The organism is Lysobacter capsici (genome assembly GCF_018732085.1).
Lineage (GTDB): Bacteria > Pseudomonadota > Gammaproteobacteria > Xanthomonadales > Xanthomonadaceae > Lysobacter > Lysobacter capsici_A.
Map to the genome: position 1 here is coordinate 5,912,334 of NZ_CP076103.1, position 25,906 is coordinate 5,938,239.

General features: G+C 68.3%; 21 protein-coding genes. 12 read left to right on the forward strand and 9 right to left on the reverse strand.

What is annotated here, in order from left to right; genetic code table 11:
* Positions 1-133: 133 nt before the first annotated feature.
* Positions 134-2,113 carry a UvrD-helicase domain-containing protein gene (locus KME82_RS24565; RefSeq protein WP_215496354.1) on the reverse strand — a complete coding sequence of 660 codons (1,980 nt, stop codon included), beginning with the start codon at positions 2,111-2,113 and terminating at the stop codon, positions 134-136.
* A gap of 199 nt (positions 2,114-2,312) precedes the next feature.
* Between KME82_RS24565 and KME82_RS24570 the strand changes: the two genes are divergently transcribed.
* Together KME82_RS24570 and KME82_RS24575 are read left to right on the forward strand one after the other, a co-directional pair.
* The gene (locus KME82_RS24570) at positions 2,313-3,068 is read left to right on the forward strand and encodes a hypothetical protein (RefSeq protein ID WP_215496355.1); all 756 of its coding nucleotides are present in this window, start codon (positions 2,313-2,315) and stop codon (positions 3,066-3,068) included.
* A 146-nt stretch (positions 3,069-3,214) separates the two neighbouring features.
* On the forward strand, positions 3,215-3,841 hold the full coding sequence (locus KME82_RS24575; RefSeq protein WP_215496356.1) for a thymidine kinase: 627 nt from the start codon (positions 3,215-3,217) through the stop codon (positions 3,839-3,841).
* A 317-nt stretch (positions 3,842-4,158) separates the two neighbouring features.
* On the opposite strand, the gene KME82_RS24580 is transcribed toward KME82_RS24575, so the two are convergent.
* Positions 4,159-4,983 carry a nucleotidyltransferase domain-containing protein gene (locus KME82_RS24580; protein WP_215496357.1) on the reverse strand — a complete coding sequence of 275 codons (825 nt, stop codon included), beginning with the start codon at positions 4,981-4,983 and terminating at the stop codon, positions 4,159-4,161.
* 131 nt (positions 4,984-5,114) lie between these two features.
* Here KME82_RS24580 and KME82_RS24585 point away from each other — a divergent pair, with 131 nt between their 5' ends.
* Positions 5,115-5,624, forward strand: coding sequence for a GNAT family N-acetyltransferase (locus KME82_RS24585; RefSeq protein WP_215496358.1), 510 nt, complete (start codon positions 5,115-5,117; stop codon positions 5,622-5,624).
* Between the two features lie 24 nt (positions 5,625-5,648).
* Entirely contained in the window at positions 5,649-6,230 is a 582-nt protein-coding gene (locus KME82_RS24590) for a YiiX family permuted papain-like enzyme (protein ID WP_215496359.1), read from the forward strand.
* Positions 6,231-6,306: 76 nt separating this feature from the next.
* On the opposite strand, the gene KME82_RS27310 is transcribed toward KME82_RS24590, so the two are convergent.
* The 4 genes from KME82_RS27310 to KME82_RS24605 form a co-directional block, all read right to left on the reverse strand.
* Positions 6,307-6,444, reverse strand: a complete 138-nt coding sequence (locus tag KME82_RS27310; RefSeq protein ID WP_430538871.1) for a DUF6053 domain-containing protein — start codon at positions 6,442-6,444, stop codon at positions 6,307-6,309.
* A gap of 21 nt (positions 6,445-6,465) precedes the next feature.
* Positions 6,466-7,200 (reverse strand): DUF938 domain-containing protein, encoded by a 735-nt coding sequence (locus KME82_RS24595; protein ID WP_215496360.1) that lies wholly within the window; start codon positions 7,198-7,200, stop codon positions 6,466-6,468.
* Between the two features lie 20 nt (positions 7,201-7,220).
* Positions 7,221-8,672, reverse strand: a complete 1,452-nt coding sequence (locus KME82_RS24600; protein WP_215499200.1) for an Hsp70 family protein — start codon at positions 8,670-8,672, stop codon at positions 7,221-7,223.
* 378 nt (positions 8,673-9,050) lie between these two features.
* Positions 9,051-9,656 carry a YcxB family protein gene (locus KME82_RS24605; protein WP_215496361.1) on the reverse strand — a complete coding sequence of 202 codons (606 nt, stop codon included), beginning with the start codon at positions 9,654-9,656 and terminating at the stop codon, positions 9,051-9,053.
* Positions 9,657-9,683: 27 nt separating this feature from the next.
* On the opposite strand from KME82_RS24605, the gene KME82_RS24610 reads away from it, so the two are divergent.
* From KME82_RS24610 to KME82_RS24635, 6 genes are all read left to right on the forward strand, one after another.
* Positions 9,684-12,173 carry a DEAD/DEAH box helicase gene (locus KME82_RS24610; protein WP_215496362.1) on the forward strand — a complete coding sequence of 830 codons (2,490 nt, stop codon included), beginning with the start codon at positions 9,684-9,686 and terminating at the stop codon, positions 12,171-12,173.
* Positions 12,170-13,459 (forward strand): ribonuclease H-like domain-containing protein, encoded by a 1,290-nt coding sequence (locus tag KME82_RS24615; protein WP_215496363.1) that lies wholly within the window; start codon positions 12,170-12,172, stop codon positions 13,457-13,459. The genes KME82_RS24610 and KME82_RS24615 overlap by 4 nt, the downstream gene beginning before the upstream one ends.
* Before the next feature lie 397 nt (positions 13,460-13,856).
* Positions 13,857-14,162 (forward strand): I78 family peptidase inhibitor, encoded by a 306-nt coding sequence (locus KME82_RS24620; protein ID WP_215496364.1) that lies wholly within the window; start codon positions 13,857-13,859, stop codon positions 14,160-14,162.
* Between the two features lie 248 nt (positions 14,163-14,410).
* Positions 14,411-14,842: an I78 family peptidase inhibitor gene (locus KME82_RS24625; RefSeq protein ID WP_215496365.1), complete on the forward strand. Its 432-nt coding sequence runs from the start codon at positions 14,411-14,413 to the stop codon at positions 14,840-14,842.
* A 419-nt stretch (positions 14,843-15,261) separates the two neighbouring features.
* Entirely contained in the window at positions 15,262-15,729 is a 468-nt protein-coding gene (locus KME82_RS24630; protein ID WP_215499201.1) for a ribonuclease domain-containing protein, read from the forward strand.
* Positions 15,726-16,163, forward strand: coding sequence for a barstar family protein (locus tag KME82_RS24635; protein WP_215496366.1), 438 nt, complete (start codon positions 15,726-15,728; stop codon positions 16,161-16,163). The genes KME82_RS24630 and KME82_RS24635 overlap by 4 nt, the downstream gene beginning before the upstream one ends.
* Positions 16,164-16,193: 30 nt before the next feature.
* On the opposite strand, the gene KME82_RS24640 is transcribed toward KME82_RS24635, so the two are convergent.
* The 3 genes from KME82_RS24640 to KME82_RS24650 form a co-directional block, all read right to left on the reverse strand.
* Complete coding sequence (locus tag KME82_RS24640; RefSeq protein WP_215496367.1) at positions 16,194-17,276, reverse strand: DNA topoisomerase IB; 1,083 nt, start codon at positions 17,274-17,276, stop codon at positions 16,194-16,196.
* 73 nt (positions 17,277-17,349) lie between these two features.
* A complete protein-coding gene (locus KME82_RS24645) occupies positions 17,350-17,583 on the reverse strand; it encodes a hypothetical protein (protein WP_215496368.1) in 234 nt (77 codons plus the stop codon).
* 84 nt (positions 17,584-17,667) lie between these two features.
* Positions 17,668-18,939, reverse strand: coding sequence for a TCR/Tet family MFS transporter (locus KME82_RS24650; RefSeq protein ID WP_215496369.1), 1,272 nt, complete (start codon positions 18,937-18,939; stop codon positions 17,668-17,670).
* A gap of 501 nt (positions 18,940-19,440) precedes the next feature.
* Here KME82_RS24650 and gltB point away from each other — a divergent pair.
* Positions 19,441-24,003, forward strand: a complete 4,563-nt coding sequence (gene gltB, locus KME82_RS24655; protein ID WP_215496370.1) for a glutamate synthase large subunit — start codon at positions 19,441-19,443, stop codon at positions 24,001-24,003.
* A gap of 271 nt (positions 24,004-24,274) precedes the next feature.
* The gene (locus KME82_RS24660; protein WP_215496371.1) at positions 24,275-25,807 is read left to right on the forward strand and encodes an FAD-dependent oxidoreductase; all 1,533 of its coding nucleotides are present in this window, start codon (positions 24,275-24,277) and stop codon (positions 25,805-25,807) included.
* The last annotated feature ends 99 nt before the right edge of the window (positions 25,808-25,906 follow it).

Genomic DNA, 25,906 nt, shown 5'->3' on the forward strand with positions numbered 1-25,906 from the left:
ACGGCCAACGGCGTTTACCGCGCCAGTCCGACGCATCCACCACCCGCTACGCAAGCATTCCCCCCTTTGAAAAAGGGGGGCCAGAGGGGATTTGCTCTTGCTCTGCAGTTAGCCGCAAAGCAACCCAAACCCCTCACCCGTCCAACAACGCCTTGATCGCCGCAAACCCCGCCGTAGCGCGCTCATGCTTGCGCGCCGCATCGGCCACCGGATCGGCGCCGTCGCGCTGCACCTCGTCGGCCGGCAGTTCGTCGATGAAGCGGCTCGGCTTGAGCCGGATGCGCTCGCCCCAGCGCTGGGTTTCGCGCGCATGCGACAGGTACAACGCTTCCTTGGCGCGGGTGATGCCCACGTACATCAGGCGCCGTTCCTCGTCGAGATGGCCCTCGTCCAGGCTGGCGTCGTGCGGCAGGTTGCCGTCTTCCACGCCGACGATGAATACGTAGCGAAACTCCAGGCCCTTCGCCGCATGCAAGGTCATCAGCCGCACCTGATTGCCGGCGTCGCCCTTGTCGGCATGCGACAGCAAGGCCAGCTGCGCGGCCAGTTCGCCCGGGCCCGAGCCCTTGCCACCGTCGAACCAACCCGACAGTTCGGCGAGGTTTTCCTTGCGCCGCTGGAACGAGGCTTCGTCCTTGCACTGGGCGCGGATCGACGCCAGCAGGCCGCTGCGTTCGGCCAGCACGCCGACCAGTTCGGCCGGGCTGATCTTCTGCGCTTCGCTGCGCAGGAAACGCACGATCTGCACGAAGCCGTCGAGCGCATTGCCGGCGCGCGGAGTCAGCTGCTTGATCGCGTTGATCGATTCGGCCATGCGCGACATCGGCATCTGCGCGTGCTGGGCCATCTCGGCCAGCTTGGCCAGGGTGGTCGCGCCGATCTCGCGCTTGGGCGAGGTGACCGCGCGCAGGAACGCCGCGTCGTCGTCCGGGTTGGCGATCAGCCGCAGCCACGACAGCGCGTCCTTGACCTCATGCCGTTCCAGGAACGCGGTCCCGCCGCTGAGGTGATACGGCACGCGCAGCAACTGCAGCGCTTTTTCCAGCGCGCGGCTTTGGTGGTTGCCGCGGAACAGGATGCAGAAATCCAGCCACGGCGCTTCGTTCTTCTGCGCCAGGAACTGGATCTCGGCGGCGACCTTCTCCGCCTCGTGCGCGCTGTCGCGGCATTCCCACACCCGGATGCGCTCGCCGTCGGCTTGGTCGCTCCACAGGGTCTTGGGGTATTCGTGCGGGTTGTTGGCGATCAGCGCGTTGGCCGCGCGCAGCACCCGGTTGCTGCAACGGTAGTTCTGTTCGAGCTTGATGATCTCCAGGCTCGGATAGTCCTTGCCCAGCTCGAGCAGGTTGTCCGGGTTGGCGCCGCGCCAGGCGTAGATCGACTGGTCGTCGTCGCCCACGCAGGTGAACAGGCCGCGCGGCCCGGCGATCGCCTTGAGCAGGCGGTACTGGGCGTCGTTGGTGTCCTGGCACTCGTCGACCAGCAGATAGCCGATGCGTTCGCGCCAGGCCAGCTGTACGTCGGTGTCGGCTTCCAGCAACTGCACCGGCAGCCGGATCAGGTCGTCGAAATCGACCGCGTTGAACGTGCTCAGACGCGCCTGGTACAGCTGGTACAGCACCGCCGCTTCCATCTCGCGCGGGCTGCGCGATTCGGCCAGCGCCTGTTCCGGCGACAGGCCGGCGTTCTTCGCGCGCGAGATCAGGTTGCGCATGTCGTCGATCACGTCGGGCTTGGTGCCGGCCGGCAGCAGGTCCTTGATCTGGGCGTTGCTGTCGTCGCTGTCGAACACGCTGAAGCCGCGGCGCAGGCCGAGCTTGGCGTGTTCGAACTGCAGGAATTTCAACCCCAGCGCGTGGAAGGTGCAGATGGTCAGGCCTTCGGCGCCGTCGCCCTTGATCCGCCGGGCCACGCGCTCGCGCATTTCCTTGGCCGACTTGTTGGTGAAGGTGATCGCGGCGATGCGCTTGGCCGGCATCCGGCCCGAGGCGATCAGGTGGGCGATCTTCTCGACGATCACGCGGGTCTTGCCGCTGCCGGCGCCGGCGAGCACGAGCAAGGGGCCCTCGGTTGCGAGAACGGCGGCGCGTTGGGGGGGATTGAGGCCGTGCATGAGGTCTACGTCGCCGACGGAAGGCCGGCCCGGCGCGGCAGTTTATATGACGCAGACCGTTGGGCCGTGTCCGATCCGGTCGCGCCGGCCGCCGGGACGAACCGGGCGATATTCGCAACCGATGCGATTGGCGGCGCACACGCCGCGGCGTATGGTTGGCGGCATCGCAGCGACGGTCCGCGCGGACCGAGGGGACGTCATGAAACGCTTCGCCGCCATCGCATTGGGCCTGTGCAGCTTGGGTCTGTGCGGCTTGAGTCTGTACAGCCCCGCCGCGCTCGCCGCCGACGACGCGCCGCCGCAGGCCGCCGCGGTCGGCGCCGAGAGCGATCTGATGACCCGCGACGAATACGACAAGCGCAGCCGCGTCGCGCTGACCCATCCCAACGAGCTGTGGCGCCTGTACGGCAGCCGCGCCGCCGCGCGCGGCGACTGGGACGACGCGTTCCGGCATTTCCGCCGCGCCGCCGGTTTCGCCGACAAATATTCGCAGCACCGCCTGAGCCTGATGTACTGGCACGGCGTGGGCGCCCCGCGCGACCGCGCGCTGGCCTACGCCTGGGCCGACGTCGCCGCCGAGCGCCAGTACCCGCAGTTCCTGCTGCTGCGCGAGAAGATGTGGCTGGAGCTCGACGAAGCCGAACGCACCCGCGCGCTGCGCGAGGGCCAGGCGATCTACGACCGCTACGGCGACCAGGCCGCCAAGCCGCGCTTCGAACGCGCCGTGGCCCAGTCCAGGCGGCAGATCACCGGCAGCCGCCTGGGCGATGTCGGCAAACTGCAGGTGTTCGCGCCCGGCCCGACCGGCTGGACCGATCCGGGCACGGTCGATCTCAACCAGATGTTGAACGAGTGGCGCTGGGACAGCGGCCGCTACTGGGCCGCCGAGGACGTGATCTGGCGCCACGGCAATGTCGAGGTCGGGCCGGCCGAGGTCGCGCCGCGCAGCCAGTAGCGCGGATTGCGCCGGACGGCTGAGCGACCGGATCGGCGCGCAAGCCTGTACGGCCGACCCATCCGGGGTTCTGCGCCTGGCCGAAAACCGCGCCGATCGCCGCGTCAAGTCTGTAGCGCCGCGCCCGCGCGGCCTAAACTGGCCGCATGGCCAAGCTCTATTTCTATTATTCGGCGATGAACGCCGGCAAGACCACGACCCTGCTGCAGTCGGCGCACAACTACCGCGAACGCGGCATGCGCGTGGCGATCCTGACCCCGCGCCTGGACCACCGCGCCGGCAGCGGCACGGTCGCCTCGCGGATCGGCCTGCGCGCCGACGGCATCGCCTTCGAGCACGACCAGGACCTGGAAGCGCTGATCCGCGCCGACATCGCCGCGCGCGGCGCGCTGCATTGCGTGCTGGTCGACGAGGCGCAGTTCATGACCCGCTCGCAGGTCTGGCAGCTCAGCGAGATCGTCGACCAGTTGCGCATCCCGGTGCTGTGCTACGGCCTGCGCACCGATTTCCGCGGCGAGTTGTTCGAAGGTAGCCAGTACCTGCTGGCCTGGGCCGACGAGCTGACCGAGATCAAGACCATCTGCCATTCGGGCAAGAAGGCGACCATGACCGTGCGCGTGGACGAAGCCGGACGCGCGGTGCTCGACGGCCCGCAGGTCGAGATCGGCGGCAACGAGTCCTACATTTCGGTGTCGCGCGCCGAGTACAAGAAGGTGATGCGCGGCGAAGGGACGATCGAGCCGTTGCAGCGGTCGTTGGCGTTGTCGGAGTGAGCCAGGACACGCAACCCGATCCCTTCGCTCGTCATCCCTGCGAAGGCGGGGATCCAGGGCTTCACCGAAGCATGACGCCGAAGTCTCTGGATCCCCGCCTGCGCGGGGATGACGAGCAAAAACATTGCAGTCGCTCGCAGCCGCTCGAGGTCTTTTGTGGGACTCACAGTCGCTCGAGGTCTTTTGTGGGAGGGGATTTATCCCCGATGCCTTTCGTTCCGATCGCGATGCATCTTCTTGGCCTGACCGAACAGCATCGGGGATAAATCCCCTCCCACAAAAGACCTCGCCGCCTCACCCAGTAGAACCATCCGCGCTCAGGCCAACGCGGCGCGGAAGAATTCGTCCAGCCGGTCGGCATTCCCCGATCCCGCCGCCAACACCGGCGCCTGCGTCTGCATCCGCTCGATTTCAGCCTCGAGGAAATCGCTGATCGCCGCGATCCGCGGCCCGGCCGCGACCTCGGCGCTGTGCCGCTTGCGCACCAGCAAGGCATCGACCGCCTCGCGCACCGGCCCGTCGGGCAGCAGCCGCGCCAGCAGATCCTCGAACGCCATCGGCGGCGGACCCTCGGCGCGCTCGATCCACTGGCAGGCCAGCACCGGGCGCAGCACGTACAGATACTTCTTGGTCCGCACCTCCTCGCCCTGTAGATGACCTCGGAACGTTCCCTTGGCCATGCTCAAGTAGTGATGCCACGCCGCGACCGGCGAATAGAACTCGTTGGCCAGGGTCCGCAGTCCGGCGCTGAGCGCGCCGTCCTCGCGGTACACGATCGGCGAGCGCAGCCATTCCGACAGGGTCGGATTGGATTTCGACAACAGCCGCAGAGCCTTGCGCAGGTCCCAGCCGCTGACATCCAGCTCGCTGTCGATCGGCAGCTCGATCACGTCGCGCTGCGGCTCGCTGGGGCCGCAGCGCTCGTTGACCGTCAGGTACCACGGCTGCTTGTGCATATAGACGAAGCGCGCGTCGTAATCGCTGTCGGGCGAGGAAAACCCCCAGCCGCGGCTGCCCGATTCGCAGGCATAGACGATCCGCACGTCGTGGTCGCGCTCGATCGCCGCCAGCGCGTCGAGCACGGCCCGGCGCTTGTCGTCGGCGATGGGGTGAATCTCGTGGTGGCGGGACGGATCGGGCATGACGGCGACGCGTATTCGGGGCGGGCCAGTGTAGCCGCGCGCGGCGGCTTCATCGTCGCCTCACCCGGGCCGGTCACGCTGCGCCCGCGCTGTCGTATCGTTGACCGCACCGCCCACCGACCGATCCGCCCATGCCCACGATCCAGACCGAACGCCTGCTGTTGAGCGAACTGACCCCGGACGATGCCGGTTTCATCCTGCAACTGCTCAACGAACCGTCCTTCCTCGACAACATCGGCGACCGCGGCGTGCGCGATCTCGAAAGCGCGGTGCGCTACATCCTCGACGGGCCGGTGCTCAGCTACGCACGCAACAACTTCGGCCTGATGCGGGTGTCGCTGCGCGACAGCGGCGAATCGATCGGCATGTGCGGGCTGCTCAAGCGCGACACCCTGCCCGACGCCGACCTGGGCTACGCCTTCCTGCCGCGCCACTGGTCGCGCGGCTACGCGATCGAATCGGGCAGCGCGATGCTGCGGCATGCGCGCGAGGTGCTGGCCTTGCCGCGCGTGCTCGGCATCGTCGACCCGGCCAATCAATCCTCGATCAAGGTGCTCGAACGGCTCGGCCTGCGCTTCGAACGCGAGCTGCGCATGGGCGAGGAAGACCTGCACGTGTTCACCACCGACGCGGCCGCCTGAGTGCGCGCACTGGTCGCTGTCGCGATGGCGCTGTCCCTGCTGTGCGCGGGCTGCGCCGCCGCGCAGGCGCCGGCCACCCGCGACGGCGACCTGATCTTCCAGACCTCGCGCTCGGCGCAGAGCCTGGCGATCCAGCGCGCGACCGGCTCGCGCTACAGCCACATGGGCGTGATCGTGCATCGCGGCGGCCAACCTTATGTGTTCGAAGCGATCGGGCCGACCGTCTACACCCCGCTGGCGCGCTGGATCGCGCGCGGCGAAGGCGGCCACTACGTGCTCAAGCGCCTGCGCGCGCCGCTGAGCGCGCCGCAGCAGGCGAAACTGCGCGCGCAGGCGAAGGCGCTGAGCGGCCGCCCCTACGATCTGACCTTCGAGTGGTCCGATCGCAAGCTGTACTGCTCGGAAGTGGTGTGGAAAATGTACGACCGCGCGCTCGGTATCCGCGTCGGTGAGTTGCAGCAGCTGCGCAGCTTCAACCTCGACGATCCCGCGGTGAAGGCCAAGCTGCGTGAGCGCTACGGCGCGCGCGTGCCGTTGAACGAGCCGGTGATCTCGCCGGTGGCAATGTTCGACTCGCCGTTGTTGACGACGGTGGTGTCGAACTGAGCTTCGGGTCGCCGACTATTTGGATTTCGCGGCATCGTCTTACTTGGCTCACTGCATCGCCTTGGCTGGACGACGCTCATGCACACAGCGCCGCCCCGAGGTCTTTTGTGGGAGGGGCTTCAGCCCCGACGCTTTTCGGCCAGCAGTGGTGAAGTTTCGATGCGATCTGAGAAAAGAGCGTCGGGGCTGAAGCCCTCCCACAAAAGACCTCCAGCGCCCGCGATGCATTTGCCCGTCATCCCCGCGAAGGCGGGGATCCAGAGACTTCAGCGGCCTGCTCCGAACCAACCGCGGCGATCTTGCGCCACACCAGGCACCGGTTATTCGCCGGCATCGCCACATCCGCCACCAACCGCAGACCGATGCCCGCGGCCAGCGCATCCACCGCCTCGAAATCGCGCACGCCCGAGACCGGATCGCGCGCCTTCAACCAGCCATCGAACTCGCGATTGCTGTCGCTGCTGAACTGTCCGCCGTAGTTGAACGGTCCATACACCACGACCACGGCGTCGCGCGCCAACACGCCGGCCAATCCGGCGAACAACGCCTCGACCTGCGGCCATCCCATGATGTGCAAGGTGTTGGCGCTGAACACCGCATCGAAACCAACCGCGCCGTCGTCGCCCGCATTCGGCAGCACCGGCAGCGGCGCGAATCCCGCCTGCGGCGCGGTCACCGCCTGCAACTCGATCGCAGCCGGCGTATTCGACAAGGCCGCCTCATCCAGCCAAGCGCCAATACCCGGCAGATACGGCGCACCGTCCGAGCACTGCCACACCAGCCACGGCATCGCCGCGGCGAAATGCACCGCGTGCTGACCGGTGCCGCTGCCGATTTCCAGCACATGGCGGCGATCGGCGAAGTGCTCGCGCAACACCGCCAGGATCGGCTCGCGGTTGCGCTCGCAGGACGGGGAATGCGGCTTCACGGCGATGACGGCACCTCTCGAGGAACCCGCGCATGGGGTCATGCCGCGGGCGGACTCGTACCTTAGCTCGCCCGCGCCGCCGCGAACGCCAACCCCGACACCACGCCCAGCGACGCATCGCCGGCCACTTGCTTGGCCTGCGGGAAACAGCGGCGCACCGCTTCGCGCACGTACGGCGCGCGCGACATGCCGCCGGTCAGGAACACCGCCGCGGGCGGTTCGCCGATCTGCGCGCCGACTTCGGCCAGCAGTTCGGTCAGATAGCCCAGGAACGGATCGGCCGCCTGGGCCAGGTCGTCGGCGCTGGAGGCCAGCGACAAACCGCGTTCGATGTAATCCAGTTCGGCGCGGCTGTCCGACGCGCTGCTCAATACGATCTTGGTCGACTCCACCGCCCGGCTCAGGCGGGTGGTGTTGCCGGTCTGCTGCAGCGCGATCAGCCGCGGGCCGAACGGAGCGTCGACCTCGCGGTAGGCGTCGCGGCGCTGGAAATCGCGCTGCCGGACCACGTCGTGCACGGTCGCGGCTTCGACGAAATGGTGCGCGGGCACGCGGGTCGCCCCCTTGCCGAACAGCGGCATGAACCGCGACAGGCTCAGCGACAGATCGACGTCGACGCCGCCGCGCGCGATGCCCCATGAGCCGAGCACGACCGGCGCCTGCGCGCCGCCGACTTCGGCCAGGGTGATGTCGGTGGTGCCGCCGCCGATGTCGACCACCAAGGTGCGGTGCCGGTGCGCGCTCTGCGCGTGGTAGCCCAGCGCCGCGGCGACCGGTTCTTCGAGAAATTCCACCTCGTCGAAACCGGCGCCGGCCGCGGCTTCGGTCAGGATCGCCAGCGCCTGGTCGCCGCCGGCCGCGCCGAGCGAGCTGCGGAACTGCACCGGCCGGCCGAGCACCGCCGAACGCACGTTGGCGCCGAGCTGCTGGCTCGCGCTCAGGCGGATGTGTTCGAGGATGTAGCCAGCGATGCCGACGATGGTCTGGCGCACGTGCGGCGCGAGCTGATAGCCCAGCATCGACTTGGGCGATTGCACCAGGTTGCCGAAGCCTTCGCTCAAGTAAGCCTCGACGGCGTCCTCGCCATAGACCGCGTTCTGCAGGCTCGCCGCCGACGCGCGCGCCTCGCGCACCTGCTGCTCCAGCCATTGCCGGCGCACCGCGCGGACGGCGTCGCGGCGCAGGTCGGTCTCGCTGCGCTGCACCGGCGCGGAGATCAACGCCAGCGCCGTGTCGCGCTGATCGGCCGGCAGGCGCGCGGCCTGCTCGCGGCGCGCGGCCAGCGCTTCGCTCGCGGCGCGGGTCTGCTGGGCGCGGGCGCTGCGCACCAGCGCGTCGACCTCGGCCTCGAGCGCATCGGTCAGTTCGAACTGACTCGGGTCGGGCACGGCCTCGGGGAAATACACCGTGGTGCGGAACTGGCGCTCCTCGCCGAAGGCAACGGTGCGCACCGCGCCGTCGATCACCGCCGCGGCGGCGGAATAGCTGGTGCCGAAATCGATGCCGATCTTCATGACGCGCAGGGTCTGGGGTGCGGCGCGCAAGGATACTCGGTGCGCGTCGCTGCGACCTGAATTGTCTGGCTTGCTTCGGGGTCAGTGGGAATTATTGAAGGCCGCTGCCCCCGATTTCCGCGTCGCTACAGCCGTCATTCCCGCGAACGCGGGAATCCAGTGTCTTTAACCGTAGCCGCACGAAAGTCGCTGGATTCCCGCGTTCGCGGGAATGACGCCGGAAAGAATGTCGCGGTGGAGCCCTGGATCCCCGCCTTCGCGGGGATGACGAGCAAAAGCAAATTCGGCAAAGTCGTCCCGATTCCCGATTCCCGATTCCCGATTCCCGATTCCCGATTCCCGATTCCCGATTCCCGATTCCCGACCGCGCCAGCGCGACTAAACCTTCTCCAATCTCTGCCGCAACCGCGCCAAATCATCCTCGGACAAATCCGCCACCGGCAAAGTCAAAAACTGCGCCTTGGAAGTGAACAGCATCCAATAGCCCGGACGCTCCCACGCTTCGACCAGGCTGGACCACGGGATCGACGCCGAGCCGAGCCCGGATTCGATCATCAAGGCGTCCTCGGCGAACACGAACGTCGCCTCGGGCGCCGGCATGTTGCGGAACTTGCCCACCGTATTGCGGTGATGCACGCGCCACACCAGCGCCAGCAACAGCGGCGGCAGCAACACGACGATGCTCAGCGCGCCCACCAGCCAGCTCCGATCCCCGCGCCACAGCAGGAACACCACGAACGCGAGCAAGGCCGACGCGGCGAGCCACAGGCCCTTCTCTGCGACGACCACCCGCCGCCACACGAAGGTGCGCACCGCGTCGCGCACCATGGCTTGCGTGTACACCACCGGGTGCCGCGTTTCCGATTCGCTCACGATCCTGTCTCCTTCACCGTGGATGCCGCCGGCCGCGAGGCCCGGCACTGCCGTGTCGCCGCCGATCCGGCACGGCACCGTCTCACACACTGAGATCGCCGTCGCGTACAACGAGACTCCGCCCCTGTCCTTGCCGCCATGTCCGCCCTGATCGACCCGTCCTCGCGCGATCTCGTCCCCTCGCCCGCCGCGGCCCGCGCGCTGGCCCGTAGCGACAGCGAGGAAGCCATCGACGCCCGCCACGGCGGCGCGCTGGCGCAGCGTCTGCAACGCCGCTACCGCGACCGCATCACCGGCAGCTTCACCCTGCCCGGGCGCGAAGGCCGCTACGCGCCGCTGCCCGAGGACCTGCCCGAATCGCTCAAGGCCGCGCTGCGCGCGCGCGGCATCGACCGCCTCTACAGCCACCAGGCGCAGGCCTGGGACGCGACCCAGGCCGGCGAACACGTCGCCGTGGTCACCCCGACCGCCTCGGGCAAGTCGCTGTGCTACACCCTGCCGGTGGTGGCCGCGGCGATGACCCGCGGCGCCAAGGCGCTGTACCTGTTTCCGACCAAGGCGCTGGCGCAGGATCAGGTCGCCGAGCTGCTGGAGCTCAACCGCGCCGGCGATCTGGGGGTCAAGGCCTTCACCTTCGACGGCGACACCCCCGGCGACGCGCGCCAGGCGATCCGCCTGCACGGCGACATCGTCGTGTCCAATCCCGACATGCTGCACCAGGCGATCCTGCCGCATCACACCAAGTGGGCGCAGTTCTTCGAGAACCTGCGCTACATCGTGATCGACGAGATCCACACCTACCGCGGCGTGTTCGGCAGCCACGTCGCCGGGGTGCTGCGGCGGCTGCAGCGGATCTGCGCGTTCTACGGCGTCACCCCGCAATTCATCCTGTGCTCGGCGACGATCGGCAATCCCCAGGCCCACGCCGAGGCGCTGATCGAACAACCGGTGCGCGCGATCCTCGATTCGGGCGCGCCGACCGGCGACAAGCACGTGCTGCTGTGGAACCCGCCGGTGGTCAACGCCGACCTGGGCCTGCGCGCGTCGGCGCGCTCGCAGAGCAACCGGATCGCGCGCATCGCGATCAAGGCCGGGTTGAAGACCCTGATCTTCGCCCAGACCCGGCTGATGGTCGAAGTGCTGACCAAGTACCTCAAGGACGTGTTCGATCACGATCCGCGCAAACCCGCGCGCATCCGCGCCTACCGCGGCGGCTATCTGCCGAGCGAACGCCGCGAGGCCGAACGTGCGATGCGCGACGGCCGCATCGACGGCATCGTCTCGACTTCGGCGCTGGAACTCGGCGTGGACATCGGCAGTCTCGACGTGGTCGTGCTCAACGGCTATCCGGGCTCGGTCGCGGCCACCTGGCAACGCTTCGGCCGCGCCGGCCGTCGCCAGCAACCGTCGCTCGGCATCCTGGTCGCCAGCTCGCAGCCGCTGGACCAATACGTGGTGCGGCATCCGGATTTCTTCGCCGATGCCTCGCCCGAGCACGCGCGCATCGCGCCCGACCAGCCGCTGATCCTGTTCGATCACATCCGCTGCGCCGCGTTCGAACTGCCGTTCCAGCACGGCGAGAATTTCGGCCCGATCGATCCGGAAGTGTTCCTCGAAGCCCTGGCCGAAACCGGCGTGGTGCATCGCGAAGGCGAGCGCTGGGAATGGATCGCCGACAGCTATCCGGCCAATGCGGTGAGCCTGCGCTCGGTCGCCGACGGCAACTTCGTGGTGGTCGATCGCAGCGACGGCCGCCAGGTCATCATCGCCGAGGTCGATTACTCGGCCGCCGCGCTGACCTTGTACGAAGGCGCGATCCACATGATCCAGTCGGTGCCGTACCAGGTCGAACGCCTCGACTGGGACGGCCGCAAGGCCTACGTGACCCGCACCCATGTCGACTACTACACCGACTCGATCGACTACACCAAGCTCAAGGTGCTCGAACGTTTCGACGGCGGCGAGGCCGGGCGCGGCGATAGTCATCACGGCGAAGTGCACGTGGTCCGGCGCGTGGCCGGTTACAAGAAGATTCGTTACTACACCCACGAGAGCATCGGCTACGGCCCGGTCAATCTGCCCGATCAGGAGCTGCACACCACCGCAGTGTGGTGGCAGTTGCCGCAGGGCGTACTGCTGTCGCGCTTCGAGTCCAAGCACGAGGCGCTCGACGGGTTTCTCGGCGCCGCGCATGCGCTGCACATCGTCGCCACGGTCGCGGTGATGGCCGATGCGCGCGATCTGCAGAAGTCGGTCGGCAACGGCGACGGCGCCTGGTTCGCGACCCAGGACGCGAACGGCCGCGGCCAGTTGCGCGGCGGCGAACACGAGGCGCCGCTCGGCGGCCCGGTGGCGATGCTGGAAGTGCAGCAATTCGTGCCGACCGTGTATCTGTACGACAACTTCCCCGGCGGGGTGGGTTTGAGCGAGCCGCTGTGGCTACGTCAGGCCGAACTGGTCGGCCGCGCGCTGGAACTGGTCGAACGCTGCGACTGCCGCGCCGGCTGCCCGGCCTGCGTCGGCCCGGTGCTGGCTGCCGACGAAGACCGCGAGCAGGCGACGCCGCGCTCGCTGGCCTTGCAGGTGTTGCGCCTGCTGAGCGGGCGCGACGACGGCGACGCGGCATGAGTCTGACCCTGGCCAAATTGCGTGCGTTGCAGCGGCAGGCCGGGCGGGCGGAGGCGGAGGTTGCATCTGCGCCGGAGGGAAAAGCGAATCTCCCCCGACCCCTGTTTTCCAAGGAAGGGAGACAAGCGGATGCGTCGGATGCGCAGTGCCGCAGCGAAATTGCCGGCAACGGCGACGTTGCCAACACCTCCCCGAAACAGGCCGCGTTCCCCCGCTCCGACGCAAGCACTCCCCTCTTTGGAAACGAGGGGTTGGGGGAGATTCGCTCTTCGCACATTTCTGTCGACACACTCCCGGTCGCGGCATCTTCAATCACGCCCACCGACGCACCCCAAAGCAGCGACGCAAACGCTCCGCTCTTTGGAAAAGACGGGCTTGGGGAAACCAGATCTTCGCGCCCCGACATCGACGCCCTGCGCCGCCTGATCGCCTTGCGCGAACGCAAACCCATCACGCCGACGGCGGCCACCAACGCAGCCACGGCGCCGCAAACCTCACCCGCCCGCACGTTCCCGCGCTCGGTCCCCGCCCATTCCGGCAACGCAAGCGCCACACCCAACAACAACCTGCGCGCCCTGCCCGCCGAGCGCTCGCTCCCAGGCGAAGAAATCGCCCCCGGCCTGCATCTGATCCAGGCGCACCTGCCGCTGCCGGCGCCCGCGCAATCGCTGCCGCTGGCGTTCGCCAAGCGCCCCGACGACGCGCTCGACCCGCGCCGCCTGCTGTTCTTCGACACCGAAACCACCGGCCTGGCCGGCGGCACCGGCACCCGCGCCTTCATGATCGGCGCCGCCGACTGGTATCACGACCCACAGCTCGGCGACGGCCTGCGTATCCGCCAACTGATGATCTCCACCCTGTCGGCCGAACCGGCGATGCTGCGCGCGTTCTCTCAATGGATCGAGCCGGACACGGTGCTGTCGAGCTACAACGGCCGCTGCTACGACACGCCGCTGTTGAACACCCGTTACCGCCTGGCGCGCATCGCCAATCCGCTGAGCGGGCTGGATCACGTCGACCTGCTGTTCCCGACCCGGCGGATGTACCGCGGCGTGTGGGAAAACTGCCGGCTGGCGACGATGGAGCGCGAATTGCTGCACATCGTGCGCGAGGACGACCTGCCCGGGTCGCAGGCGCCGGCGGCGTGGCTGCATTACCTGCGCGGTGGATCGTCGGCATTGCTGCGGCGCGTGGCCGCGCATAACCATCAGGACGTGGTGACCTTGGCGCAGCTGATGCTCAAGTTGGTCGAGGCCTACGACGAACGTGCGTTGGCTTCGGTGTAGCGCTGGCGCGAATCACGACCTCGTCATGACGATGCGATCTGTCGCAACGCGGTCGCGGCTTGCGCCGCTCCTACAGGTAGGCACCCGACCTTCGCGATGTGTGTATCCCCCTGTAGGAGCGGCGCAAGCCGCGACCGCGCCGCAACGACCACGCCGCCACCATCCGCAACGCCGACGCAATCGCCAACACCGACTCCGACTCCGACAGCAACGCAATCGCGATCGCGATCGCCGCCGCACCAAACCCGCGCATGAACACACCGCGCATCCCGCCGAATCGCGACCATCGCCCCGCCGCATCGCCCCGCTACACTGCGCGCCCCGGCCTTCATGCGCCGCACACGCCGCCGCCCGCAGGCTCGCGGCACCGATCTGCCGAGCCGTCAGGAGCATCGCCATGTCCCCGAATACCGTCCTTCGCACCGCCCTTCCGATCGCCGCGCTGAGCCTCGCCCTGGCCGCCTGCGCCACGCCGATTCCGCCGACCAACATCAGCCCGGCCAGCTGCAACGCCGAAGCCGCGCGCTGGGCGATCGGCCGCGCCCCCGACGAAGCCACCATCGAGCGCGCCCGCGCCGAAACCGGCAGCCGCTCGGTGCGCGTGCTCAAGCCCGGCATGGCCGCGACGATGGACTTCCAGCAGGACCGCCTGAACATCGACGTCAACGAACGCGGCGCGATCACCGGCCTGCGTTGCGGCTGAGTTTCTCCATCGCCTTGCAGGCGCGATGACAGGCGCGAACGCACCGATCCGAATCGGTGCGTATCGCGCCGCATCGTCGCCGTCCGCACGACCCCGACGCGGATAAGGCCGCACGCGCTGTGAACGAGGTCGCGGATCGCGCGATCGGGTTTTCGCGTTAACCCTGGACACAGCCGCTGCGGTGCAGGCTCGCCCCATCGTGCCGCGCAGGCATTCCGCCATGCGCGTCGTCGCTGAAGGAGATCGCCATGTCGAACCGGATCGGCCCCCTATTCCCGCTGCGCCTTCGCCACCTGCCCGCCGCCCGCCTGCTGTCGGGCGCGGTATTGGCCGCGACCCTGCCCCTGGCGATGGCCGCCTGCGCCGGACCACGCGGCGCCGACGAAATGTCCAGCTCCGCGCCCAATTCGGACGACCAAGGCGCCGCCGTCAAACCCATTGCAGTGGGCGAACCGCATCCCATGCCCGCGCCGCGCACCTGCAACGCCGACGCGGCCAAGGCCGCGCTGGTCGGCAAGACCGCCGACACCGCCACCGTCGAACGCGCCCGCACCCAGGCCGGCGGCCACACCGTGCGCGTGCTCAAGCCGGGCCAGATGATCACCAAGGAATACATGGACGGCCGGGTCAACGTGCATGTCGACGAGAACAACGTGATCGTCGATGTGGGTTGCGGCTGAGAACGCCCGCGAACGCAGCGCGGTACGCAAGGCGTCGACGATAACGATGCACTCCGCGGCCGCCACATGAGCCGCGGCATTCGGCCCGCCTGACCGCAGGAAATCCCGGTGGAACGCCGCTCCCACGCGCGGCGTTCCACCCATCGATGTCGTTGCATTGATGCTCCCTGTAGGGGCGGCGCGAGCCGCGACCGCGACCTGCCAACCACGGCGCAACCTGCGGCATCGCGCCACCACCCCAAACATCAAGCCCGCCAACCTCGCAACCAAGCGCGCTCTGCGGCAGCGCCACGACAACGCCCCCGCACTTCGCCAAACACACCGCGAACCGATCGGACCATAACGGCGGGGCCGCATCGAAACACCACCGACGATCCTCGTGCTCTAAACTGCAGCCATCGTCTGCGAGGGTCATGACCATGCGCCGCAACCTGTGGCTGATCGCCGCCGTCCTCCTGATCGGCCTGTGGGCATGGTCGCAGCATTCCGCGCGCACGCCGGTCGCGACATCCTCACCGGACAGTGCGCCGCAGCGCGAACGCACCGGACCGGCCGTCAACGTCACCGCCAGCGTCAGTACCGCGCGCAGCGACACCTACCCCGCCTTCCTGCCCCGCGAAGCCCACGACGTCCTGCGCCGCATCGCCGCCGGCGGCCCGTTCGACCATCGCCAGGACGGCAGCACCTTCCAGAACCGCGAGAACCGCCTGCCGAAACAGCCGCGCGGCTACTACCGCGAGTACACGGTGGAAACGCCCGGCTCGGACGATCGCGGCGCGCGCCGCATCGTCACCGGCGGCGACCCGCCGAGCGAGTATTTCTACAGCGACGATCACTACCGCAGCTTCCGGCGCTTCGACGTCGCCGCTGAAGGAGCCTCGCGATGAGCGCCATCGATCCGCGCGAACTGCTCGCCGACCCGGCCCAGGCCGGCGCCTACTTCATCGATGCGCGCGACGCGCGCGCGCTGGCCGATGCCGCGATCGAGCTGGAGTTCGCGCTGGCGCGGGTGGATTTCAGCGGTTGCGCGAGCAAGGACGACGCGCTCGAACGCATCGCGCGCGCGCTGCGTTTTCCCGACTGGTTCGGCGGCAACTGGGATGCGCTCAACGACAGCGTCAACGACCTGTCGTGGTGGCCGGCGCCTGGCTACGTGCTGCTGATCGAACACGCCGGCCCGTGGCAGGCGCAGCACAGCGACGACGCGGCGACGCTGATCGAAATCCTCAACGACGCCGCGCAGGATTGGGCAAAGGCGCGCACCGCGTTCTGGGCGCTGCTGCCGTTGCCGCAGGCCGAACTGGCGCAGATGGCGCCGTGATCGCCCTGCCGGCGCTGGCCGCGCCCGCGCTCAGCCGGCGTGCTTGCGCGCCTGCTTGAGAAACCGCAGCGCCGCGCTTTCCCACTGCAACTCGCTGCGCGCGCCGTCGGCGTAACGCGACAGACGGCCTTCGCGCCAAGCGCTGAACACCGCCGGATCGATGTAGGCCTTGCGGCAGACGCTCGGCGTGTTGCGCAGCGCCTGCGCGACTTCGCCGATGACCGCGTTCTGCGCGAGCAGCAGCGCGCGCTCACTCGGCTTGCCGGTGCGCGACGGCTCCGGCAGCGGCAACTCGGCTAGACGCCGGAACGCGGCCAGGGTGCCGCCCCAGGTGCGGAAGTCCTTGGCGGTGAAGTCCGCGCCCATGGCCTCGTGCAGGTAGGCGTTGACCGCGCCGGAATCCACCGGCTGCAGGCGGCCGTCGTCGTCGCGGTACTGGAACAACGCCTGCCCCGGCAGCTGCTGGCAACGACGCACCTGTGCGACCAGCTTGGCGTTGTCGAGTTCCACCTCCAGCGCCAGCCCGCCCTTGCCGCGAAAGCGGAACCGCGCACGGCCGCCGCGCAGGAAATCGACATGGCGGTTGCGCAAGGTGGTCAGGCCGAACGAACGATTGCTGCGCGCGTATTCGTGATTGCCCACGCGCAACAGGGTTTCGGCCATCACCGCCACCACGATCGCCAGCACCTTGTCGCGCGGGAAGCCCGCCAGCTTGAGATCGCGCCGCACTCTGCGCCGCAGCGCCGGCAAGGCGCGACCGAAGGCGATCACGCGTTCGAACTTGCCTTCGTCGCGGGTCTGCCGCCATTGCGGGTGATAGCGGTATTGCTTGCGCCCGCGCGCATCGCGGCCGGTGGCCTGCAGGTGGCCGCGCGCATCGGTGCAGATCCACACCTGGGTGTAGGCCGGCGGGATCGCCAGCATGCGGATGCGTTCGAGGGTTTTCGCCGCGCTGACGGCTTTCCCCCGCGGATCGCGATAGGCGAAGCCGCGGCCGGCGCGGCGGCGCGCGATGCCCGGCTCGCCGTCGTTGACGTAACGCAACCCGGCCGCGCGCGCGGCGCGGCGGTTGGCCACCGCGGGCAACGCCCCAGACGATTTGGATTCGCTCATGGCCCAGCAATACGGGCCGCCGCGTCAAGGTCGCGACAAGGATGCGGTCTGGCCGCCGCCGAACCCTAACGGTTCAGCGTGGCGCGTCGTCCTTCTTCTTGAAGTCGACCTTCTCGCCCTTGCTGTCGCTGTTCCACTTGGCCTCGGTCTTGCGCTCGCACCAGGCCGGCGGGGTTTCGCCCGGGCGGCTCGGGCCGCTGGCGCATTCGGGGCGCGCATCGACGGCGGCGTTGGTGTCGCGGTATTCGACGCCGCCGCAGGCGCTCAGCGCCACGGCGGCCAGGATCGGAACGATCAAAGCACGCATGAGGAGTCTCCTGACCAATACCAGCGACCTTGCCGGCCGCGCGCCGCGCCTACCTGTGCCATCGGTCAGGTAGGGGTGTCACGTTCACACCGCCGCTTCGGCTTCCACCGGCGCGGGCGCGGTCGCCGGCACGCGAGCATAGCGCCATGCGATCAGCAGGCCGATGCACAGCAGAATCGCGGCGATGAACCATGGCGCGCCCGGCAGATGGATCGGCGAGGTCTTGCCGATGAAATAACCGAAGCTGCCGGCGAACAGCGCCGGGCCGAGCACGCCGGCCAGCGAGATCAGGCTCATCAATGCGCCCTGGATGCGGCCTTGCTCGCTGGGTCCGACCTGGCGGGTGACCAGCGCCTGGGTCGCCGGCGCGGCCATCGCCCACAGCGCGCTGATCGGCAGGCCGATCAGGAAGATCGTGCCGACATCGGCCAATCCGTAGATGACGAAGCCGACCACGCCGCAGCCCAGGCCGAGCAGCAAGGTGCGGCGTTCGCCGAGCCTGGCCACCACGCGCCCGATCAGGCCGACGTTGACGATGATGTTGCACACGCCCACCACCAGCAGCACCCAGCCGACTTCGCGCAGGCCCCAGTGATATTGGTAATCGGCGAACAGCACGAAGATGCTCGGGTACACGTAGTGCGCCATGTTGGCGATGAACACCACCGCGGCCAGGCCGAACACCTGCGGGTAGCGCTTGAGCAGCATCAGCGAGCCGAACGGATTGGCGTGCGCCCAGTCGAAGCGCGCGGTGCGCTTTTCCTTCGGCAGCGATTCGGGCAGCACGAACAGGCCGTAGAAGAAGTTCAGCAGCGCCAAGCCGGCGGCGAACCAGAACGGCAGGCGCAGGTCGACTTCGCCCAGGTAAGCGCCGATCAGCGGCCCGACCACGAAGCCCACGCCGAACGCCGCGCCGATCATGCCGAAGCTCTTGGCGCGCTGCTCGGGCGGGGTGATGTCGGCGATGTAGGCGTTGGCGGTGGTGAAGCTGGCCGCGGTGATGCCGGAGATGATCCGGCCGATCAACAGCAGCGGCAGGGTGTCGACCACCGCCATCAGCACGAAGTCCAGGCCCAGGCCCAGGCACGACAGCAGAATCACCGGGCGCCGGCCGAAACGGTCCGACAGGCTGCCCTGGATCGGCGAGAACACGAACTGGATCAGCGCGAACACCGTGCCGAACAGCCCGACCCAATAGGCCGCGCGCGCGGTGTCGCCGTCGACGAAGCGCTCGATCAGGTGCGGCAGCACCGGAATGATCAGGCCGAACGACAGCACGTCGATCAGCACGGTGATGAAAATGAAGACGAGCGCGGCTCGACGCGCGCCCGGGGCGGGAGCGGAAGACGTAGTCATGGGGGAGGCGGCCGCCTGAGGGGATAACAGTCGGCGCAGTCTAGCGCGCGGCCGCGCAAGCGGCAGGGACGTTTGTCATGCGCAGATGGTTTCGCGCGTTACCAATTGTCTCGCGGGCCGGTGATTTTTCCATTGCGATCATCGACTTGGAAAAACCGCTGTGAGCGCGTGCGCTCACAAAACCGGGCCCGTGCCGGGATCGCAATTCCCGCGCCCGGGAGTGAATTGCCGCATCGCACAATTTGTGATTTATTCGGAGCACGCTCGGTTTCAAGGCCGTCGGTACGGGATCGTCTCCCTTGCCATTGGCGGATGCGCCCTGCGTGCGGGCCACACGGCCGCGCTTCGAACGACACAGCGATATCGCGAAGACTTCGCATTGGGAACCACTTAGGACACCGGCACCTATAAATCGGCACTAAGGCCATCGGCAGCACACAACCCAATGCGTAGCGGTAGCGAGCTAGCGATCCACGGAACACCCACGGTCCCGGAGATGCGATGCAAGCCAAGCAACAAAGCCCCAGCCAACAGGGCCTCTACGACCCCCGCGACGAGCGGGACGCCTGCGGTTTCGGGCTGATCGCGCAACTCGACGATCGCCCCAGCCGCGCCCTGGTCGACCGCGCCCTGGAGGCGCTGTCGCGCATGACCCATCGCGGCGGCGTCGCCGCCGACGGGCTCAGCGGCGACGGTTGCGGCCTGCTGATTCGCCATCCCGATGCGTTCTTGCGCCTGATCGCGCGCGAAGCCAACATCCGGCCCGGTCCGCATTTCGCCGCCGGCCTGGTGTTCCTGCCGCACGATCCCGAACAGGCCACCGCCGCCCGCGACACCCTCAACGACACCCTGCGCGCCGAAGGCATGCGCGTCACCGGTTGGCGCGTGGTGCCGATCAATCTGGACGCCTGCGGCGATCTGGCGCGCAAGACCATGCCGCGGATCGAACAGATCTTCGTCGACGCGGCCGCGCCGTTCGATCCGGCCGGCTTCCAGCGTTCGCTGTTCCTGGCGCGCCGCCGCGCCGAACAGCGCCTGCATGCCGTCAAAGATTTCTACGTGGTCAGCCTGTCCTCGGCCAGCATCGGCTACAAGGGCATGGTGCTGCCCGATCGGCTGATGCAGTTGTACCCGGACCTGCAGCGCGCCGAACTGGCCGCCAGCGCGGTCGTGTTCCACCAGCGCTTTTCCACCAACACCACGCCGCGCTGGCCGCTGGCGCAGCCGTTCCGCCTGCTCGCCCACAACGGCGAGATCAACACCATCGCTGGCAACCGCGCCTGGGCGCAGGTGCGCGCGCACGCCTGGCGCACGCCGACCCTGGACCTGCGCGAGTTCGACCAGGTCGTCAGCACCGACGGTTCGGATTCGCAAAGCCTCGACAACATGCTCGAGGTGCTGCAGGCCGGCGGCATGGACCTGCTCAAGGCCATGCGCATCCTGATCCCGCCGGCGACGCAATCGCTGGAGTACAAGGACGCCGACCTCGCCGCGTTCTACGAGTACTACGCGCTCAACACCGACCCGTGGGACGGCCCGGCCGGCATCGTCACCTGCGACGGCCGCTACGCCGCCTGCACCCTGGACCGCAACGGCCTGCGCCCGGCGCGTTGGCTGCGTTCGCGCGACCGCCATTTCCTGATCGCTTCGGAAGCCGGCGTGTGGGAACTGCCGGTCGAGGAAATCGAGGCCAAGGGCAAGCTCGGCCCGGGCGAGATGATCGCCGCCGATCTGTATCAGGGCGAGTTGCTCGACTCCGACGCCATCGACCGCATCAACCGCGCGCGCGCGCCGCCCTGGCTGGCGGGCCGCGCTGCCGGCGCGTTGGCGCGTTCGCGCGACCGCGATCCGGAAGCGCCGCCGAACTGCGCGCCGCGAAAATCGCGACAAGCGCGCGCCCGGGCGAAATCGCTGGAAGCCAGCGATGGGCGACTCGACTCATCGCAACAGCGACGCGCGACACCAACAGTCGCCGCCGAACCTCGCCGGCCTCGCCGTTCCAGAACCCGCGAGAACGCGAGCGAAGTGCTGCTGCGCCCGTTGGCCGAAATCGAACAGGAAGCCACCGGCTCGATGGGCGACGACGTGCCGATGGCGGTGCTGTCGCAACAGGTGCGGCCGCTGTACGACCACTTCCGCCAGGCCTTCGCCCAGGTCACCAACCCGCCGATGGACCCGCTCCGCGAGGATTGCGTGATGTCGCTGGCGACCCAGATCGGGCGCGAGGGCAACGTGTTCGTCGACGGGCCGAACAATGTCGGCCATATCCACCTCAACTCGCCGGTGCTCGCGCAACGCAAGCTGCGCCAGTTGCTGTCGATGGCGCCGTACGATCAGTCGCATCGCTACATCGACTTGAATTACACCGCCGAGGAAGGGCTCAAGGCGGCGATCGTGCGCCTGTGCCTGGAAGCCGAGGAAGCCACCCGCGATGGCATCGTGCTGCTGATCGTCACCGACCGGCGCCCGCGCCGCGACGCGCTGATGATGCATGCGTTGCTCGCGACCGGCGCGATCCACCAGCACCTGAGCAAGGTCGGCCTGCGCTGCGAAGCCAACCTGATCATCGAGACCGGCACCGCGCGCGATCCGCACCATTTCGCCTGCCTGATCGGCTTCGGCGCGACCGCGGTGTATCCGTATCTCGCCTATCAGACCCTGCACGACCTGGGCGCGCGCGGCATCCTGCGCACCAAGCACGGCGAAGTCGCGCAGATCGGCCGCAGCTATCGGCGCGCGATCAAGAAGGGCCTGCTGAAGATCATTTCGAAGATGGGCATCGCGACCATCGGCAGTTACCGCGGCGCGCAGCTGTTCGAGATCATCGGCCTGGATAAGGAAGTCGTCGACCTGTGCTTCACCGGCGCGCCCTCGCGCATCGCCGGCGCGGGGTTCGACCTGTTGCAGGAAGACAACCAGACCCTGGCCGACATCGGCTGGGACGCGAACCGCCTGCCGGAAATCGGCGGCCTGCTCAAGTACACGCCGGGCGGCGAATACCATCTGTTCAATCCCGATGTGGTCACGCGCCTGCAGCGCGCGGTCGGCAGCGGCGAATGGGCGGATTGGCAGCATTACGCCGAAGCGGTCAACGAACGCCCGACCGCGGCGCTGCGCGATCTGCTGGAACTCAATGCCGATCCGGCCAAGGCGATCGCGCTCGATCAGGTCGAGCCGATCGCCGATATCGTGCGCCGCTTCGACTCGGCGGCGATGAGCCTGGGCGCGTTGTCGCCCGAAGCGCACGAAGCGCTGGCGATCGCGATGAACCGGTTGGGCGGCCGCTCGAACTCGGGCGAAGGCGGCGAAGATCCGGCGCGTTATCGCACCGACAAGGTCTCGAAGATCAAGCAGATCGCCTCGGGCCGGTTCGGGGTGACGCCGGAGTATCTGGTCAACGCCGAAGTGCTGCAGATCAAGATCGCCCAGGGCGCCAAGCCCGGCGAAGGCGGCCAGTTGCCCGGCCACAAGGTCAACGAACTGATCGCGCGGCTGCGTTATGCGATGCCGGGCATCGGTTTGATTTCGCCGCCGCCGCATCACGACATCTATTCGATCGAAGACCTCGCGCAATTGATTCACGACTTGCGCCAGGTCAATCCGCAGGCGTTGATCTCGGTCAAGCTGGTGTCGCACGCGGGCGTGGGCACCATCGCCACGGGCGTTGCGAAGGCCGGCGCTGACTTGGTCACCGTGTCCGGCCACGACGGCGGCACCGGCGCGAGCCCGCTGTCGTCGATCCGTTACGCCGGCACGCCGTGGGAACTGGGTTTGGCCGAGGCGCGCCAGGCGTTGATCGCCAACGACCTGCGCGAACGGGTGATCCTTCAAACCGATGGCGGCTTGAAGAGCGGCCTGGACGTGATCAAGGCCGCGCTGCTCGGCGCGGAGAGTTTCGGTTTCGGCACCGCGCCGATGATCGCGCTGGGCTGCAAGTACCTGCGCATCTGCCATCTCAACAATTGCGCGACCGGCGTGGCCACTCAGGACGCCGGCCTGCGTCGCGAGCATTTCACCGGCCTGCCCGAACGGGTCGAGAATTTCTTCCGCCTGCTCGCCGAGGAAGTGCGGCATTGGCTGGCCTCGCTCGGCGTGCGCACGCTCGGCGAAATCGTCGGCCGCACCGATCTGCTCAAGCAAAGCGAAGGCGACAGCGCGCGCCAGCAGCGGCTGGACCTGTCGCCGCTGCTCGCCGGTTCCGGGCTCGCTCACGGCGGCCATTGCGGCATGCCGGCGCCGGCGGCCGAACCCGACGGTCTGTCGGCGCAGCTCGAAGCCGAACTGGCCGAGGTGATCGCAAACAAATCCGGCGGCGACTACAGCTACAAGATCCGCAACACCGACCGCAGCATCGGCGCGCGCCTGTCCGGACGGATCGCGCGCGCGCACGGCGATCGCGGCATGAACGATGCGCCGATCACCCTGCGCTTCAGCGGCACCGCGGGCCAGAGCTTCGGCGCGTTCCAGGCCGGCGGCCTGCACTTCGAACTGTCGGGCGAAGCCAACGATTACGTCGGCAAGGGCATGGCGGGCGGGCGGATCGTGCTGCGTCCGCCGGTCGGCGCGCGCTATGTCGCCCACGAGACGCCGATCCTCGGCAACACCTGCCTGTACGGCGCCACCGGCGGCGAGCTGTACGCGGCCGGCCGCGCCGGCGAACGTTTCGGCGTGCGCAACTCCGGCGCGACCGCGGTGGTCGAGGGCGCCGGCGATCACTGCTGCGAGTACATGACCGGCGGCGTGGTCGCGGTGCTGGGCCGCACCGGTTTGAATTTCGGCGCGGGCTTCACCGGCGGCATGGCCTATGTGCTCGATACCGAGCGCGATTTCGTCGACCGCTACAACCACGAGCTCATCGACATCCTGCGCATCTCGGCCGACGGGTTCGAGCATCACCGCTCGCATCTGCACGATCTGCTGGAGACGCATGTCGCCTTGACCGGCAGCGTGTGGGCGCGGCGGATTCTCGATGAGATGCGCGATTACCTGGGCAAGTTCTGGCTGGTGAAGCCCAAGGCGGCGAGTCTGGAATCGCTGGCTGAGACGTTGAGGAGTGCGGCGTGATGGCTCTGGCGGCTCATTCGACGGCAACGGTCAAAGCAAATCCACCCTGCCCCCCTTTTTCAAAGGGGGGAACGGCAAAGGCAAAGGCGGTAGAGAACAAGACGATGCGCGTGATGCCACGTAGGGAGCACCCGAGCGAACACCTCCACCCCCGATCGAAAAAACCGATCGGGTTCCCCCCTTTGAAAAAGGGGGGCCAGGGGGGATTTGCTTTGGCCGTTGCTTCTAACGCGACCGCCACCCATCGACAACGCCAACCAGGCACGCCGCAATGACCAAGAAGCAAGTCTTCCAATTCCGCGACGCCCCGCGCGAAATGCCCTCGCGCATCCCGCTGCAACTGCGCCTCAACGGCGACTGGGGCGAACTGTACGGCCGCTTCGCCGAAGTCGAAGCCAAGAAGCAGGCCGGCCGCTGCCTCGACTGCGGCAATCCCTACTGCGGCTGGGCCTGCCCGCTGCACAACTACATTCCGCAGTGGCTCGAACTGGCGCGCGAAGGCCGCCTGCACGAAGCCGCGTCCTTGTGCCACGAAACCAATCCGCTGCCCGAAGTGTGCGGCCGGGTCTGCCCGCAGGACCGCCTGTGCGAAGGCAGCTGCACCCTCAACGACGGCTTCGGCGCGGTCACCATCGGCGCGGTCGAGAAGTACATCGTCGACAACGCGCTCGCCGACGGCTGGCGCCCGGATCTGTCGACGGTGAAGGCCACCGGCCACCGCGTCGCCATCGTCGGCGCCGGCCCGGCCGGGCTGTCGTGCGCGGATCGGCTCGCGCGCGCCGGCATCCAGGCGGTGGTGTTCGACCGCTACGAAGCGATCGGCGGCCTGCTGCATTTCGGCATTCCCAGCTTCAAGCTGGAGAAGTCGGTGATGGTCAAGCGCCGCGAGGTGCTCGAAGGCATGGGCGTGCAGTTCCGGCTCGGGGTCGAGATCGGGCGCGATATCACGCTCGATGCGCTGACCGCCGAATTCGACGCGGTGTTCCTGGGCCTGGGTTCGTACCGCTACACCGACGGCGGCCTGCCTGGGCAGGATCTGCGCAATGTGTTGCCGGCGTTGCCCTTCTTGGTGCAGAACGGCCGCGTCGTCCAGGGCGACGGCGACAGCCTGCGCTCGGCGCCGATCGCCGGCTGGGAGGATCAACTCGAACTGCCCGACCTGCGCGGCAAGCGCGTGGTCGTGCTCGGCGGCGGCGACACCGGCATGGACTGCGTGCGCAGCGCGGTGCGCATGGGCGCGGCGCAGGTGCGCTGTGTGTACCGGCGCGACGAGGCCAACATGCCCGGCTCGGCGCGCGAGGTCGCCAACGCGCGCGAGGAAGGCGTGGAGTTCCTGTTCAACCGGCAACCGCTGGAACTGCTCGGCGACGGCACCACGGTCAACGCGGTGCGGGTCGCCGAGACCCGGCTCGGCCCGCCGGACGCGCGCGGTCGTCAGCGCGCCGAGGCGATCGAGGGCAGCGAATCGGTGCTCGACGCCGACGTGGTCATCATCGCGTTCGGCTTCCAGCCCGATCCGCCGGCGTGGCTGGCGCAGCAGGGCATCGAACTGGCCGACAACGGCCGGATCAAGGTGCTGGCGACCTCGGGCAACTGCGCGACCAAGCGCAAGGCGGCGGCGGGTTTGCCGTATCAGACTACGAATCCGAAGGTGTTCGCCGGCGGCGACGCGGTGCGCGGCGCGGATCTGGTGGTGACCGCGGCGTTCGAAGGACGCGAGGCGGCGGCGGGGATCGTGTCGCTGCTCAGCGAGCGGGCGCCGGTGGCGGTGCGGCAGGATTCGCCGTTGGCGAAGGTCGGCTAGAGGCTTTCCCTTCTCCCGCTTGCGGCGACCGGAGGGATTGCAGGGCTGAGAAGGTACCCGAAGGGCGGATGAGGGCGTGCGCGATCCACGCTACGACGC